This window comes from Spiroplasma endosymbiont of Sarcophaga variegata, from assembly GCF_965178695.1.
Taxonomy (GTDB): domain Bacteria; phylum Bacillota_I; class Bacilli_A; order Mycoplasmatales; family Mycoplasmataceae; genus Spiroplasma; species Spiroplasma poulsonii.
In genome coordinates, this window is the sequence record NZ_CBCXVU010000002.1 from 232,468 (window position 1) to 248,682 (window position 16,215).

The window sequence follows — 16,215 nt, forward strand, 5'->3', positions numbered from 1 at the left end:
AACTAATGAAAGATATTTTAATTATTGGTGCTGGTCCCGTTGGGTTATATGCTTGAAGCTGTGCTGTAATGTTGGGATTAACTGGTTATATCATTGAAGGAAATGATACCCCGGGGGGTCAACCCTGAGAGTTATATCCTGAAAAACTTTTATATGATATGCCTGGTTTCCCGGAAATTAAAACAAAAACTTTTATTGAAAATCTAATTGTCCAAGGTGAAAAAAATAATAAACAAATAACATATTTTGGAAAAACAAACATTCTAACGGTTGTTGAAGAAAATAATGGATTTACTATTACTTTAACAAATAACAAAGTTCTTAATGTTAAAACAATTCTAATTACTAGTGGCAATGGTGTTTTTACCCCTATTCGGTTAGAACATCTTGATGCAACAAAAGAATACGACAACTTGTGATATGCTGTGAAAGATCTACCTACTTTAACTAATAAAAAGGTTATTGTCCTTGGTGGTGGTGATAGTGCTGTTGACTGAGCAAATCATTTAGTTGAAGATAAGATTACCAACAATGTTACCATCATTCATCGTCGTGACTTATATCGTGCTAAAGAAAGCAATGTTCAAAAATTACAGCAAAATAAGATTACCGAACTCAAACCTTATCATGTTAAAGCAGCACAAATCCAGAATAATGAGATTACAATGTTAACCCTTGAACATGAAAGCAACAAAGAAACGTTAGAAGTACCAGCTGATTATTTTATTGTTCAATATGGAGCCAAAGTAGCACCAACAATGTTACAGCAGTTTTCATTAGAAACAACCCCAATGCGGAAAATTATCATTCAACCAAGTGGGCAAACTAGTCACAGCCATATTTTTGCCGCAGGAAATAGCGCTTATTATGAAGGAAAATACTATAATATGGTCACTGGTTTTGGCGAAGCAATTAATTCGTTATTTAACATTACAAAAATCATTCATGGTAATAAATATCATCCTGGTTATTTAAGTAATATTAAAAAATAATAATTATACTTTATTTAAAAAATGTATATTTTATATACATTTTTTGTTTTATTAAATTCTTTACGTTCCTTTTAATTTATAAATTTCTTTTGGTGGTTCATCCTCACTCATTTTCTTTGTATTTTGGTGTAAGGCTTCTTCACGTTCTCATAATTTTTGATATGGCATTTCTGGTTCGGTTAAGGTAATAAAATCATCTTCATATTTTTTCTGACGAATTTGACGCATTTTATCTTGGCGTTTTGTTCAAATTTTATGCACAATTGGTAAACGTAAGAAAATTCCACGAACTGAGCGCGGTGCTCATAAGATTGAGTTCCCAATAATAACAAACAAGGAAGCAAAGATTAATCCAAAGAACATATTTAATAGTTTTTGTCAGCCCCATATTGGTTGTAACTGATCATTATAAATTTCCATTGGATTATATGTTTTTGTTAAGAATAAATAGTTAACTAAAATAGCAACCACAATTGGCACCAATAAAATCATTCAATTACGAAAAACACCTTTAAAATTACTATTGTATGTTAAAAATAATCAGTTATAAAACCATAAATATAAAAAGCGAAGAAGACTAACAAAACACGTAATAATTAAAATCCCATATAATGCCGCGGAAAGATCATTTACTAAAAAACGGAAAATTAAGGCCGTAAAAAAACACAACACAATATTAATAATTCCAATCACAAAGGTTGGAATTGCCGTTTGTTTATAATTTGCTTTGGCGTACACTAAAACATTGGCTGGTTCAGCTAAAACAATAAAAACCGAACTTAATGCCACTAATAATGAAAATGTTGGCTGATAAAAAATACTTTTAAAAATAGCTATTTCTTGTGCGGTTCAAGCATTTACACCTGTTGCACTATTATTAATTTGTTCAATAATTTGGGGAGCATATAATGTTGTCACAAAATATGGTGATAAAATAAATTGGTTTACAAATAAAAACCCGCCAATCATAAAGGCATACGTTTCAAACTTAAGATAGCTATTTCAATCAATCCGGCCATTTTTTGCCGTTCAAGCAGCAAAAAACTCACGAAATGAATTAATTAAAATCATCATAATACTTCGTACCCCAACGGTAATTGTCATATATAGCGATAAGGTTGATGACACCCGTAATCCTAATAGTAAAGCGGTAATAATAACATCCCCATTAATTAATAAGGTCTCACCAATATTTTTTAATACAACAATATTACTTGATTTTACTAATTGCATATTATCTTTTTGGCGAACAATTCGAATTCAAGGATAATGAAACTTAACAAAGATATAAATTAAACTTCCTTTCATAATGGAATATGCTAAGAAAATTATAAAAACAAAAAGCGGGTCAACTGTTCGTGAGATCAAGTAAAAAATAACTGAATAAGAAATTAAATCACAAATCATCAAAATTAAACGCCGCATATGATTATTTTGATCTGCTTGCATTAAATTTTCATAACAAGCAGATCAAAATAAGGCAATTAAGTTTTTTGATCCAATAATTACAATAATTAACATCATTTTTCATAACGGATAACTAATTGTATGATCATTTCATAAAATGCTAAAATTACCTTCAAATAAATAAATATAAGTACTATACCCAATTGCAATGACCGCTAATAAAATGACCCCAACAATTCCCGAAATCTTATACTGGTGTTTTGCTGTATTGACCATTTCATTAGCTTTAATTCAATCTTTTTGTAATAATGGTTTCATTAAAAAAATAACGGTAATGGCTCCTAACCCACCTTCAACGGTTCCTAAGAATGAAACAATGGCAATACTATTCTTCACAAACCCATTTAACTGTGAACCATAACTCCGAATTAATAAGTACATTAAAGTAAATTGAAAAGCAGTTCCAATTAAAGAAGTAAAAGCGCCAATCAAAATACTAATGATTCCTCTTCTTGTTGACAATTACTTCACCTCTTTCCATTCTTACTCATATTATTATTCTATAATATTTTCTAAAATTTTAATAACCTTTTCATTTAAATATTCTAAAGGTCCAGGTAACTGATGGAACACCAAAGTTGTTGCATATAAACCAATCATATATTTTTTGGTTATTCTTTTAGCACCATATTTAACATCATTTATAATTGGATGCTGTAAATAACTTAATGATGCTCGAATTTGATGTTTCCGTCCCGTTCCTAATGTTACTTCTAATCAAGTTGTATTTAGTGTTCTTGTAAGAACTTTAAAATAGGTAATTGCCTTTTTACTATTCGGTTGCTCTGTTAAACTAAAAATCATCTTCTGCTCTGATTCATCTTTGACAAGATAACCAGTAACAGTAAATTCATCTTCTGTTATGATTCCTTCACATTGTGTTAGATATTTTTTTTCAATATATTCTTTTTGATTAATTTTCTTTAATAATAAATCTAAACTAATTTTATTTTTAGCATATAGCACTAACCCTCGTGTTAACTTATCTAGCCGATGAACATGAGAAATAACAAATGATTGCTCAGTTTGCGGGTGATACGCTCCTTTTTGCATTAAATAACTTTGGACCATTCCATCTAAGGAACTATGAAACGTTGAATGCATTTCTACGCCATGTGGTTTATCAACAACTAAAATGCTTTGATCTTCATAAACAACTGCTACCTTTTCTGACGCAGAATCAGTTTCTGCTATTTGTTGTTTTCGTTCTGTAATGACTAAATTCTTATCAAAAATTAAAATTTGATCACCTAATTGTAACTTATAATTTCGTTCTTTCATAACTTTATTATTTACTTTAATCTTTTTATTCCGAAATAATTTATAAAGGACTGATAATGATGTTGTTTGAAACATTTTTTTCATAAAATTAAAAATCGTTTGATTTACATCATTATTCTTAACTGTTAATGTAATAATTGTTTTTTGTTCCATACTTTCACCCAATATTGTTTTCTAACAATATTATATAATGAAAGTTCAATGATATGACAAGAAAAAAACATCCTAAGTTTTACTTAGAATGTTTAGCACCTTTTTGTTTTTTTGCTTCAACTTTTAAAACATTATCTTTAATCTCTTCAATTTCAGCAACATCAGTAATTTCATTAAACAAATGATATAACATATAATTTTTTTCTTTTTCTTTCGTTGCAAAATGTTGTTCAAAAAAAGCGGCTGTTTCATCAATTATTGTCATTAATTGATAAGCTGTTTTTGTATCAATACTATTTGTTGATAGTGGTCCTTTCACTAAAGTTGGTAATTGCGTTACAAAAGCATAATCCTCCAAGGCTTTTTCTTTTTCCGTATAATAAAAAATTCGAAAGGCACTCACTTTTGCTCCAATTGTTTTAATCGCATTTCGAACAGCAGTCACTTTTGTTGATAACATGTTTTTGATAAAGACTGCAATAATAACAGTAATCGTCCCAATTGGAATAATAATTAATAAGATTATATCTAAATCAACCCCAAATTTTGTGGCAAAGATGGCTTTAATTAAAGTATAACCATTTTGAATTAATAACACTGTTACAAAGAATGAGAAGTTCGTTGCTTTTCATCATTTGTGCGGAACTAAAACTTCGGTTTTTTTATTTAAAACATATCAGAAGAAATATGATACTAAAACCAATAAAACTCCATATGCTAAACTAATTAAAGTTGTTAAAAAGTTAAAAAAACTGAAAATAATTGTTAAATTTGTTAAAAAGTTTAAATACATACGAGGGTTAAAAATAACATAATCATTTGGAAAATTTGTTGATAACCCATAACGTCATTCAAAACTACGACGTTGTGCCAATTTAATAATAATAACAATATAATAACATAACGCAATTAAAGCAATTAGTGCTGTAATAAATAAATATGAATATGCCATATTAATATTTGTTGCTCGTTGATTTCAAGCTACACTTCAATCCGTTACACTATTATTTGTCCCAAAAAAATTAAACGATAATAATGAAAAATCAATTAATGGATATGTAATATTCATTAAATTTTTATAAATGTCTTGGACTTGTGCTGGGTCTTTTTGTCCCGCCGCAATTTGCGCTAAAAGTTGTGAAACATTATTTTCACTATTAATTCGATCACGTTCATTAATAAATAAAACTAAAAATGTAATAATAATTGCAGTAAAAATAATTCAAAAAATCATTGAAACTAAATACTGCCCGCCAACTAAACCAGTTGGTTTTTTATTTTTTGTCATTAACATCACCTTGTTTTCTGTTATTTTAAAAATAAAACTATGAATTACTATAAAGTTGTGTTTGATATTATATTGATATATAAATATTAATTTTTATACTAAAATGATTATAACAAAAAAATAAATAAATACAAATATTTATTTTATAAGGTTGTAAAAAGATGTTGTCTAAATTTTTTACCATTTAATTGATGAATAAGTTCTCATAATGATTTATAATGCTCTTTTATTCGATCATAAAACGAATCTTTAGTTTGGCCAACATAAACTCTAAATTGATTTAGAGTAAAAATTGCATAAATCCCAAAACACTGAAACAACTTATCATCCATTTTTTAAATTCATCAAATTGTTGTAATGTCCAAGTTCTATTAAATTTTATGTATTTAATTATGTCTAATTTTTGTTTGTTTGATAAATTAGATAATTTATCTTCTTTTTTTCCTTTCATAAATTTTATTTAAAAAGATTAATAATTTTGGCAAAGTAAAAAATAGGTCGTATAAATTATTTTGGGGTCTTAAATTAATATCTTAGAAATTGTGGAATAATATACCACTTACTTATTTACATTGTATTACTTTTAATTTTATTGTCAATACATTTTTCTATTTTTTTAAATTTTTCCACGACAAAAATACATTTTTATTAAAATTATTTAATTTCTTAGATAAAACTAATAAAAATATAAATTTTTTTGTAAATAATAATTTACAAAATTATTAACTGAATAATTAAATTTATTTTCTTCTAATGATTTATTACTATTAAATAAATCAATTTTATTTTTTAACCCCATCATACCAGCATTTAATTTATTTCTAATAGTTTTTTCACTATAAATGGCTTTTTTAATCATAGTACCTTTTCAATAATGAGAAATGTCACCTTCAATATGACAACCAACATTATTTCATAATGTTTGATTTTCAATTCCTTCTTTATTATTTTTAATTATGTAAAGTAAAGATGCAAATAGGACAATTTGCCCTTATTAAGTCAATAATATATTTTTTATTAAAAATTGCAACTATTTTTTCAAAAAAAATATTTTTTTAAATTATGTAGTTATTTCAGCATCACAAAAAATGATTTTTGCTAAAAATCTAAAATTAATAATTTAATTACTTAATATTTTGTAAAAATGCCTCTTTGGAGGATAATCAGCCTAAACTCGGTCGTGGTTTTTCATTAATAATTTTCATAACTTTATTAATTTCTTTTTGAGTAATATTGTTGAAATCTGTTCCCTTAAGAAGATATTCTCTAATATCTCTATTCATTCTTTCAATTTTAGGTTTTTGTTTTGGTTTACCAGGGTCACAAAAATAAACATTAGTTCCAGTAATTTTTTCAATTCCTTTTCAGTTTGAAAATTCTTTTCCTCTATCAGTTATAATTCCTTTTATATTTTCTTTATAAAGTTTATTTTTAAAAATACTTTTAATTGCTTTATTAACCTCTTCTGAATTATGGTGGTCTAATTTAAAACAAATCGTATATAAACTTTTTTATTCTGTAAAAGTCAAACAAGCAGATTGATGATCTTTTCCAACAATACAATCCATTTGAAATCAACCAAAAGTTCCTTTTTCATGTTCTGCTTCTTCAATAAATCTAATATTAGTCAATTGACCACGATCATCTTTTCTCTTTTTTGTTTTAAATTTTTTACCTTTAAATGGTAATTTTTTCTTAATTTCATTATCTTCTTCATCAAAAACTCCATGTTCAATATATTTGTAAAGTGTTACATGTGAAAATGGAAACTTTTCATCATATTTTTTTTCATATTCAAAGATAATTAACATCGGTGAATATCGTCTTTTACTTAAAATTTTTCTTATGTGATTTATAACTTTTTTTCTAATTTTAGTATATTTTATAGATTTTTTTCTTTTATTTTTACTTTAATTTTGTCGAAAACTCTTGATATTTATAAAATATACCTAAAATTAGGTATATTTTTAATATATAGAGGTAAATAAATGATGAAAAAAATAATTACAGAATTAATAAATAGCTTAACAGATGATCAATTTTTAGAATTTTATGAAAAAATAAAACAACAAGCAGACTTAATTAAAAAACAAAAACGTTTAAATGAAATTGATCAAAAATTTAGAGATAAAGGCATTATATGTCCTAATTGCAAATCTTTTCATTGTGTTAAAAATGGTCATAATTCCGAAGGAAAACAAAAATATTTATGTAAAAAATGTCGTGCTAGTTTTGATGCATTTCGTCATCATTTTACTTATTGAAGTCATTTAAATTATGAACAGTGAAATTTATTAATTCAAATTTCATTGTTAGGACAATCTAGTAAAATAATTTCTCGTTTTATTAAAACAACCCCAAAAACCGCTTGATATAATCGACAAAAATTAATGCAATCAAAACAATTAGAAAATACACAGTTAAAATTTAAAAAATTAAATGGTCAAATCCAAATGGATGAAACATTTATTAAAGAAATTCATAAAGGCAATTTTAAAGATAAATTTGATAAACGAAAAACTCATCTAGATCCATTTTCAACTGATACCAAATGCTGTATTCAAATGGCAGTTGATAGCAATAATAATATTTTTGTTCAATCCACCAATACCAAAAGATTACAAAAACAATGGATTATTGAAAATATGAATAAGCAACTAATTAAAGAAAAATCAATAATTATTTCTGATATGCAACCACTATATTTATTAGTAGCAAAACAAACAAATTCTACTCTATATTCCACCAAAACTAGTACAAACCCTGATACTAGTTATCAAAAGTTAAATAAGATTAGTAAATTACAATCCAGTCTTAAAGAAGCCTTAATTCATTATCATGGTTTGGGTTTCACTAATATTCAAAATTATTTAAAGCTCTGAAAATGAAAATACCAACACAAAGGTTTAACACCAAACCAACAATCAACGGTATTATATTTTAACGTTTAAAAAATTTAAAGCAAAATCATAATCTTACACAAAATTAGTTTTCAAATTGTCATATTGATGATTTTTTTTATTTCATCAAGAGTTTTCGACAAAATTAAAGTATTTTTATAATCATCATTCGCTTTTTTAGGATCGTATTCTTCTTTAAGTATTTTAGACTCTAATCTAATTGTATTACGACTTTTATTCATTACTTTTCCTATTTTAGAATAATTGGGTGTACCATCTTTCTTTTTAAATTTTTCGGATTCTAAATATTCTTTTAAATCTTGTCTTTCTGGTAACTTAAAATGTTTAAATTTTTTCTTTTCTTTTTTCATAAGACAACCTAGCCCTTTCTATTAAAATAGTTATACAATAAAAATTAATATTTTGTTGACAATCCGTTAAATGATGGTAGGATGGTGATGTAATTTAATACAAGTAGAATTTACTAGCCCTTAATCGCTTGTTTAAAAATTACTAAAATTAGAGACTTGAAAAAGTCTTTTTTTTTAATTTATTTTACTTTTTTATATTTTTTTGTAGAATGGTGATGACAAAAAGAGGTAAAAAAGATGGCAAAAGTAGATAAAAAGTGATGAATAATGGCAAATTTAACAAAAATAAAGCAAAAATTAACAAAATTTGATGAATATTGTAAAGAAAATAAGATAAAACTTGCCACTAAAGAAACCTTATTAATCTTTTGTAATTTAGAAGAAGATGAATATAATGCCTTAAAAGACACTAATTTATTAGCATTTAATGAACTTAAAATGAAAATAAGAATACTAGAAAATAATATAAAATTACATCTCTTAAACGAAACTAGGGGGGGGTGTATCAGTATATGCACAGTATTATGGCCGTGAAAATGAAACTGAAATCAATTATAATCCCCCAGTAATTAACATAACAGATGGGAGAAAGATATAATGGCAATGTTATATGAATATAGTTATCTTAATAAGATAGTAGTTAGTTTATTAAATAATACAGAGTATATAGCAGATGAAATTAATTTAGCAGGTAGTCGTAAAGCGGGTAAAACATATAGTATTGATGAATTAATAGCATTATTAAGTTGTGTTGTATTAGCAAATAAAGATAAAAAAATAGCAATATATGGTTTTAGATTAAATAGTGCTGATACTGCTGAAATGCAACAAGATATTCAAGATGCATTAGATAAAGTTGGATTAATCCTTAATCCTACTAAAAAATGAAAAGGTGGTCATTATCAATATAATGCTCGTTTTAATAAACCAACTTGAACATTTCCTAATGGTAGTTTTATTAAATTACAAGGTGCAAGAAAAAGTAATTCATCACAAGTATTAGGTAAAGGTACAGCAAGAGCAAATAGTGCTGATTTATGTATTATTTGATTAGAAGAAGCAAATGAATTTAGTAAATCAGAAAAAGAAGCAATTATGCAAGCAGTTTGTGATTATAAAAAATTAATATTAATTACAAGTACTAACCCCGATAGTATTTATCAAGATCATATAGATTATTTAAACAAATTATTACCTTTTAATCGTAAAGAATTAGAAAGTAAAGGTGAACAAATATCTAAATTAGTAGTTCCAGTATTAGATCCTAAAACAGGTCAAAAAGCATATGATAAAAAAGTAATTAATCATTATACTAATTATTTAATTAATAAAGATAATTTAAATTATGATGAATTAATGAAATTATATGAATTAAAAGCAGAATGACCTAAAAAATATGAGGTCTGAGGAATTGGAATGCCTGGAGCATTAGATGGATCTATTTTTGCTAATTATTTATTTAGTAAATTATACGATTTTGAACCAGTTAATTTTAAAGCGGGTTTAGATTTAGGTTATGCTGATTCACCTCTTGGACATGCAACACATGCGATTTTAATGGGATTAGATAGAGAATATAAAAAAATGACACCATTAATGGAATATAAACATAGCAATGCTGAAATGATACATAAAGATACAACTAATATTTTATTTGAAATAGTACACTTTTTTATAACTGCTTCTATAAAATGAGATTATTTACAAGATGGTTTAGATGTAAATGTTGACTATGGAAATGGTGGTTTAGTTTCTATTGATACATTAAACAATATTCGGCGACAATATTTCCCTGAGGCTAATTGATTAAGATTTAAACCAGTAGTAAAAGATGTTTGATATAGAACTGATAGAATTGATGCTATAATCATCCTGCTAAATAAGAATTATTTACAAATTAGTCAACGATTAACACCAGAGTTATTTAAGGATATGTTAAAAATGGAATGAAGAAAACCACCTGCAAATAAATCTACTTATAAATTATTTGATGATGGTTTTGATGCTATGACTTATGCTGTTATGGATATAATGGAATATTTTATAAAAACATTAGATAATCCATTTTTAATAAGTAAACAATTCGGAAAGCGAGGTTAAAATTATGGCATTTTGAAATAAAAATAACTATGTAATTGATTTAGATAAAAAGAATTATAAAGAATATATATTATTTAAGTGAGATAGATTTATGAGTGGATTTACTCATTTATGATGGGCATTACTTTATAATACATTTTTTGCATTAGGTTGAACATGAGCAGTTAAAAGTGGTCAATTTGATGGTTTTAGTTGAGATAGTATTATGTCATCAAGTAATATTATTGGTTTAGGATTTGGCCATATTACTTTATTAGGTATTCAAGGTATTTTAATGTGAATTGGTCGTAAACCTAAAATAGATAAAAATATTAAATCACAAGGTAATCATTTAATTAGAAAAAGAAAATTAGGTATTGTATTTATTATTTTAGGTTTAATGCCTTTAATTATTTGATCTATTGGTAGATTAATTATTATGTTTATGTGCAAAGCATATTTAAAAGCAAATGGTAGTTATGAAAGAATTGAAAATAAATTTATTAAAGATTTAGAAATTAAAAAAGTAGATAAAGATACAGCAATAGAAACTGTTTCACAATTTGCAGAGAAAATATTGAAAGGAAAAGATTAATTATGGCAAAAAAACAAATTAAAAGAAATATTGAAAAAATGCGAATGGATAAAAATATTTGTTGAATGATAATTGATGGTAAAGAGTGTTTTAAAAAAGTAAGTAAAAATTGAAATGGTATTGGTGTTCCTGCGTGTGAAGAACATACTAAAATATTTCAAGAGTTAATGAAAGAAACTTATGATTATGGTGTTAATAATCAAAAAAAATATTTAGATCAATATGAAAAAGGTTTTAAAAAAGGTATTGAAGAAACTAGAACTGAAATTAAGAAAAAATATCCACAAGTTTACAAAAATTAAAATGATGGTAAGATGGTGACGATAGTTTTTGAAATTTTCTATAAAAAAATAATGGAGGGATTAAAGTTATGTCAAACTTTAAATATGAATATAAAGAAAATATGACACAAGATGAAATTAATGCTTTATTGGAACAAAAAGAAAAACAAGTACTATCTAGTGTCTTACCAAGTGCATAAACTCGTATAAAATCAGAAACTGAAAAAGAATATTTAGAACAAATTAATAATTATCAGTCAAAAATAAAAGAATATGAGTTATCACAAGTACCACAAGAAAATCGTAAATTAGTAGAAGAACTATTAAATAGTGGTAAAGATATGGAATATATTAAAACTAATTTTAAAGATTTAGTTGAGAAAAAACCAACATTAGATATGAAAAACCTAATGAATGGTGGAATTCAAATTAAAGATGAAAATATGTTTATTGAAGAATTATCACAAAAAATAAAAGAAAATTTACAAGATAATCATAATATTCCTATTAATGAAAGAATTAAAAACTTAGTTCAAAAAGAATATCAGAAAGGAAAATAAAATATGGCATCAATTATAGGATTACATGAGGGATTTGTTATTGGTAATGGTGTAGCAAATTTAACAAAAGAAGGACATTTATTATTATCAGCACAAGAAATGCGAGTTAAAGATATTTTATCAAATCCTGATTATTATACATTTCATCGTTTAACAGCAACAGCACAATCAAGTCCTAATATGGAAAGTGCAGATTATGCAGTTGCAATTTATACAATACCTGAACGATTATTTTATGGTGATTCAGAATGAAACCATGAAAAAGGAAACCCAAAACAAAATCAAAATGCTAAGCGTGGTCGTTTAGTAATTGATCATACTATTGGTTTAAAAACACAATGAAGAAGATTTGATTTATCTCGTTTAAAAGATTATGATCCATCATTACGCGGTGAATTAGTAGCAAAATGAACTGGTTCAATTACAGAAAATATGATGTTTAATTTAGAATTATACTTTTTAAAAGGTGTAGTTGATAATTATATTGCTAGATCTAAATTTAATAAAGATTGTGCTTTTGTTTATGATACAAGTAAAATTAAAACTCAACAAGATGCATTAGATTTAATGTATAAATTAGGACATCGTATGACTGATGAAACACGAAAAATTAATGCATCTCAAATTGGTACAAATACTAGTGATTGAGAAATGATTTGAGAACCACATTCATATTTAGATTTAACACGAGCATATACTCAATTAATTGGTGAAAATATTTCAGCAAATACAATGGTAACAGGTACTTTATTACAAGATAAAGTTTTAGGTTATATGGTTTCTAAATCATTATGACTTGGTCAAAATATTAAACCTTTGCATGGTAAAACATCAGATGGACAATTAGAGGTTAATTTACAAGGAATGAATAGAACTCGTGGTTTTGATTTATCTATTAATAATAAAATAGAAGCATTAGTTATTCATAGAGATAATGCAGCAATGATTACTATTTTTACTGAAAATATTAGTTATGTAGATAATGATACACAAGAACCAGCATTTACTAGTCGTGTATTATTTTCATTACCTGCTTTAACAAGACCAGAATTAGGTTTCTTAATTGTTAAAGAAATGTTTACAGAACAAGAACAAAATGATGCTATTGCTCGCTTATGAGATAATACAAATCCAACTGGTGATTCATGACAAAAATATAATGAATTTACTGGTGAATGAGAAAATGAATTAACTTATCAATTATTAGATTATGATCCAAATTATAAAGATTTTTATAATCCTACATTTAAAACTGCAATGAAAAATACTATTAACAACATTAATAATTTAACAGAAGACCAAACAGCATTAAATATGGATGTAAAGAAAAAATATTACGAATTATTTGGAATTACCCCATCTACTCTTGACAAAGCAGAGATTAAAAAATTATTTGATAAAGTATTAGATAAAAATTTAACTACACCACAGAAACAAAGAATTTTAGCACTTATGCGTTCTATTATGATATTAAATGATGGTAAAAATGATTATCCAATTCAAACAAATTCAGCAGGTATTTATTTACCAGTTAATGAAATTGTAAGTGATAATATTTATTTACATATTAATGCAGGTATTATTGATAATCAAAATATTAATGATAAAAAAATATTAATTAAAGGTAACTCTAAAATTGATATTAGTAAAATTAATAAATTAGATAAACCAGCTATTCACGTTACAGACCCAACAAAAGCAACAACAGAACAGTTAAAACCACAATTTAATTTTGATTACTTTATTGAAAGTAAGGGTGAAGATTGACCAATTAATATTACAAATGATAAAACTGTTGAAGTTCAAATTCAAGGTAAAAATAACGCTACTGGTCAAACAAACCCTATTGATGTAGTAATTAAAAATTCATAGTATATAAAAAATAGGAATTAACCTATTTTTTTATTTTTTATAGTATTTATTGGATGTTTAATTACATTAATACCTTTTTTAAGTTCTTTATAAATATTTATTGTTTTTGGTTTTGATATTATTTTAGTATGTAATTTTTGATAACCAGTTTTTAAATTAGTTGCATATTCTCGCTGTTGATTTAATCAATTTTTATTATCTATAAACTGTTTATTTTTATTTAATTTACTATATTTTAAATTATAAAAATTAGTACTATATTTATTAATTTCTTTATTTAATTGTAATAAATTTTTATTAATACGACTTGCTCTTAATTTAACATCTCCACCACCTTTATTTTGTTGTGTATATATTTGTCAATTAACATATTCTCTTAATTCACTGCGTAATCATACATGTAATCACATATTTCAAAATACTGACCCTGCCCCAGTTCCATTTTTACCAGTTGCTGATTTCATTGCTTGTCATACTTGAATATGTACTTTTGGATAAGTATAAGGTCCATATCATCTTTTTTGTTTATCATTATCTGATTGAATTAAAATAGTTAAATTACCTATTAATTTTTGTTTATTAGTTATTTGAAAAAATCCTTTTTTACATCAACTACTAGATAATATAGTTCAATTACTTTCTGTTGGTGTTAATGATTTTACAATTTCTTTATATTTATTTTTATCTAAAAAACTAATATCTTTAAATAATTGTATTTCTAAACTTTTAGGTAATTTTGCTAATAAATCACTTAATATATTAGGGTTTAAATAATATTGAATTTGTGCTAATTGATGTTCAATATCTTTAATACTTTGCAAAATTGCTTTTATTTTAGAATTCCCATATTTTTCTAATAATTTTATAATTCTTAATGCTATTTTTGGATTTTCTAAAATACTAGTAATTAATGTTAATAACTTTCACATTTTTTGACACTCTCCTTATGGTGATTATATAATGGGTGATGACAAAAAGAGGTGTAAAAATGGATAATAAACAAGAAATAAATTTTAATGAATTAATTAATAAGCCTGAATATTTAAGTTATTTAGAAAAAGGAAAATATAAAATATTGCAAGAACAAAAATATTATATTGATATTCCTTGAATTATTGCTAATAGAAAAGCCGCTCCGTTAACTATTGGACAAGGTTTAATGTTTAATTGTGATAATGATGATACGCAAGATTGAATAGAAGAATGATACGAAAAAAACTATGTTTATTCTAAGTTATATCAAAATGAATTATCAAATAGTTTATATGGTCGTAGTGTAATGTATTTATTAAAAACAGAGACTGACGATTTAACTATTGATGTTGCTCCAATTGGTTCAAATGTTCGTATTGCTAAATATTCAGAAATAGAACAATATGCTGAAATGTGAATATTACCTGCTCAATCTGATTATATGTGATATCAAAGAGTGCAATTCTATCCTAGAAAAGCAAAAATAACTTACTATACAGCAAAAGATTTAAAAATTGGAATTTGACAAACTTATGGAGAATTAGAAAGTAAACTAAAACCAGTTTCAACAATGGAATATGATACTGGAATTGATATATTACCTATTGTTGAATTTATTAATTTACCTAAATTAGTGCATGGTACAAAAACAACAATAGATGCTATCCCTGATTGTTTACCTGTCTTTAATTTAATTAAAGATGTACAAGACAATATTTACTATAAAAGAATTGAAAGAATTATTAATCGTACTCATTTTATAGGACAAAAAGATACTACTCATTCACTTGTTGATAATGGTAAAGGTTCAGAAGAATTAGTAAGTGCTGATGCTATTATTACTAGTACAGTACAAGGTTATGCTAATTTAACTGGTAATAGTGGAATGGGTTTAATTCATGCTCAACAAAATTATACTGAAATAACTATTGATAGTGATTATTCTATGAAAATGATATTTAATGGTGCTGGTTATGAATATGATAATTTTTCAGGAAATAGTTATACAAATAAAACAGAGTCATTAATGAATAATAAATTAGATATTTATACTACTTTACAAAAAAGGTCTTTAAGATTGCCAAAATTATATCGTTTATTTGATTATATATTTAGACATTATGGTAAATGAGATAACTTAAATGATAATAATACAAATAATGATAATATTAGACCTTATACATTAGAATTTATTGATATATCAATGGTTAATGAAATTACACAATCAGAGGTAATTGATCGCCAATTAAATAATAATAGTACAACAAATATTAAAGCAATTAAAGATCAACATAAAATTACAAATAAAAAAGCAAGAATAATGTATTAAGAAAGATTAAAAGAAAGAAAAGAACTGGATAAATTAGAAATGAGTTATTTTGATGATGATAAACAAACAAGAGA

Annotated in this window: 15 protein-coding genes and 2 pseudogenes; 9 read left to right on the forward strand and 8 right to left on the reverse strand. The window is 25.2% G+C overall.

Features of this window, described 5'->3' with window-relative positions; translation table 4 throughout:
- Window positions 1-5 precede the first annotated feature (5 nt).
- The gene (locus tag ACOBME_RS02750) at window positions 6-992 is read left to right on the forward strand and encodes an NAD(P)/FAD-dependent oxidoreductase (protein ID WP_419334173.1); all 987 of its coding nucleotides are present in this window, start codon (window positions 6-8) and stop codon (window positions 990-992) included.
- Window positions 993-1,052: 60 nt separating this feature from the next.
- Here ACOBME_RS02750 and ACOBME_RS02755 read toward each other — a convergent pair whose 3' ends face one another.
- The 6 genes and pseudogenes from ACOBME_RS02755 to ACOBME_RS11680 form a co-directional block, all read right to left on the reverse strand.
- Window positions 1,053-2,921 (reverse strand): polysaccharide biosynthesis protein, encoded by a 1,869-nt coding sequence (locus tag ACOBME_RS02755; protein WP_338963701.1) that lies wholly within the window; start codon window positions 2,919-2,921, stop codon window positions 1,053-1,055.
- Window positions 2,922-2,954: 33 nt separating this feature from the next.
- Window positions 2,955-3,893: an RluA family pseudouridine synthase gene (locus ACOBME_RS02760; RefSeq protein ID WP_338963703.1), complete on the reverse strand. Its 939-nt coding sequence runs from the start codon at window positions 3,891-3,893 to the stop codon at window positions 2,955-2,957.
- Window positions 3,894-3,972: 79 nt separating this feature from the next.
- Window positions 3,973-5,181, reverse strand: a complete 1,209-nt coding sequence (locus ACOBME_RS02765; RefSeq protein ID WP_338963705.1) for a hypothetical protein — start codon at window positions 5,179-5,181, stop codon at window positions 3,973-3,975.
- Window positions 5,182-5,324: 143 nt separating this feature from the next.
- Window positions 5,325-5,513 carry a GIY-YIG nuclease family protein gene (locus ACOBME_RS02770; RefSeq protein WP_419334176.1) on the reverse strand — a complete coding sequence of 63 codons (189 nt, stop codon included), beginning with the start codon at window positions 5,511-5,513 and terminating at the stop codon, window positions 5,325-5,327.
- A 344-nt stretch (window positions 5,514-5,857) separates the two neighbouring features.
- Entirely contained in the window at window positions 5,858-6,040 is a 183-nt protein-coding gene (locus tag ACOBME_RS02775; RefSeq protein ID WP_338963709.1) for a hypothetical protein, read from the reverse strand.
- Window positions 6,041-6,305: 265 nt separating this feature from the next.
- Window positions 6,306-7,088 (reverse strand): annotated as a pseudogene (locus tag ACOBME_RS11680) (IS30 family transposase); the annotation flags it as partial.
- A gap of 81 nt (window positions 7,089-7,169) precedes the next feature.
- On the opposite strand from ACOBME_RS11680, the gene ACOBME_RS02790 reads away from it, so the two are divergent.
- Complete coding sequence (locus ACOBME_RS02790; protein ID WP_338963247.1) at window positions 7,170-8,132, forward strand: IS1/IS1595 family N-terminal zinc-binding domain-containing protein; 963 nt, start codon at window positions 7,170-7,172, stop codon at window positions 8,130-8,132.
- A gap of 53 nt (window positions 8,133-8,185) precedes the next feature.
- Here ACOBME_RS02790 and ACOBME_RS02795 read toward each other — a convergent pair.
- Window positions 8,186-8,452 (reverse strand): annotated as a pseudogene (locus ACOBME_RS02795) (IS30 family transposase); the annotation flags it as partial.
- 237 nt (window positions 8,453-8,689) lie between these two features.
- Here ACOBME_RS02795 and ACOBME_RS02800 point away from each other — a divergent pair.
- The 6 genes from ACOBME_RS02800 to ACOBME_RS02825 all read left to right on the forward strand — a co-directional run bounded on the left by ACOBME_RS02800 (window position 8,690) and on the right by ACOBME_RS02825 (window position 13,839).
- Window positions 8,690-9,010, forward strand: a complete 321-nt coding sequence (locus ACOBME_RS02800) for a hypothetical protein (RefSeq protein ID WP_419334183.1) — start codon at window positions 8,690-8,692, stop codon at window positions 9,008-9,010.
- 39 nt (window positions 9,011-9,049) lie between these two features.
- Window positions 9,050-10,552 carry a hypothetical protein gene (locus tag ACOBME_RS02805; protein ID WP_419334185.1) on the forward strand — a complete coding sequence of 501 codons (1,503 nt, stop codon included), beginning with the start codon at window positions 9,050-9,052 and terminating at the stop codon, window positions 10,550-10,552.
- 4 nt (window positions 10,553-10,556) lie between these two features.
- Entirely contained in the window at window positions 10,557-11,126 is a 570-nt protein-coding gene (locus ACOBME_RS02810; protein ID WP_338963715.1) for a hypothetical protein, read from the forward strand.
- A 2-nt stretch (window positions 11,127-11,128) separates the two neighbouring features.
- The gene (locus ACOBME_RS02815; protein ID WP_338963717.1) at window positions 11,129-11,428 is read left to right on the forward strand and encodes a hypothetical protein; all 300 of its coding nucleotides are present in this window, start codon (window positions 11,129-11,131) and stop codon (window positions 11,426-11,428) included.
- A gap of 320 nt (window positions 11,429-11,748) precedes the next feature.
- On the forward strand, window positions 11,749-11,967 hold the full coding sequence (locus ACOBME_RS02820; RefSeq protein ID WP_338963719.1) for a hypothetical protein: 219 nt from the start codon (window positions 11,749-11,751) through the stop codon (window positions 11,965-11,967).
- Window positions 11,968-11,970: 3 nt separating this feature from the next.
- Window positions 11,971-13,839, forward strand: a complete 1,869-nt coding sequence (locus ACOBME_RS02825; protein ID WP_419334187.1) for a hypothetical protein — start codon at window positions 11,971-11,973, stop codon at window positions 13,837-13,839.
- A gap of 17 nt (window positions 13,840-13,856) precedes the next feature.
- Here ACOBME_RS02825 and ACOBME_RS02830 read toward each other — a convergent pair whose 3' ends face one another.
- A complete protein-coding gene (locus ACOBME_RS02830; protein WP_338963723.1) occupies window positions 13,857-14,768 on the reverse strand; it encodes a hypothetical protein in 912 nt (303 codons plus the stop codon).
- 59 nt (window positions 14,769-14,827) lie between these two features.
- On the opposite strand from ACOBME_RS02830, the gene ACOBME_RS02835 reads away from it, so the two are divergent.
- Window positions 14,828-16,141, forward strand: a complete 1,314-nt coding sequence (locus ACOBME_RS02835) for a hypothetical protein (protein ID WP_419334189.1) — start codon at window positions 14,828-14,830, stop codon at window positions 16,139-16,141.
- Window positions 16,142-16,215: the final 74 nt, after the last annotated feature.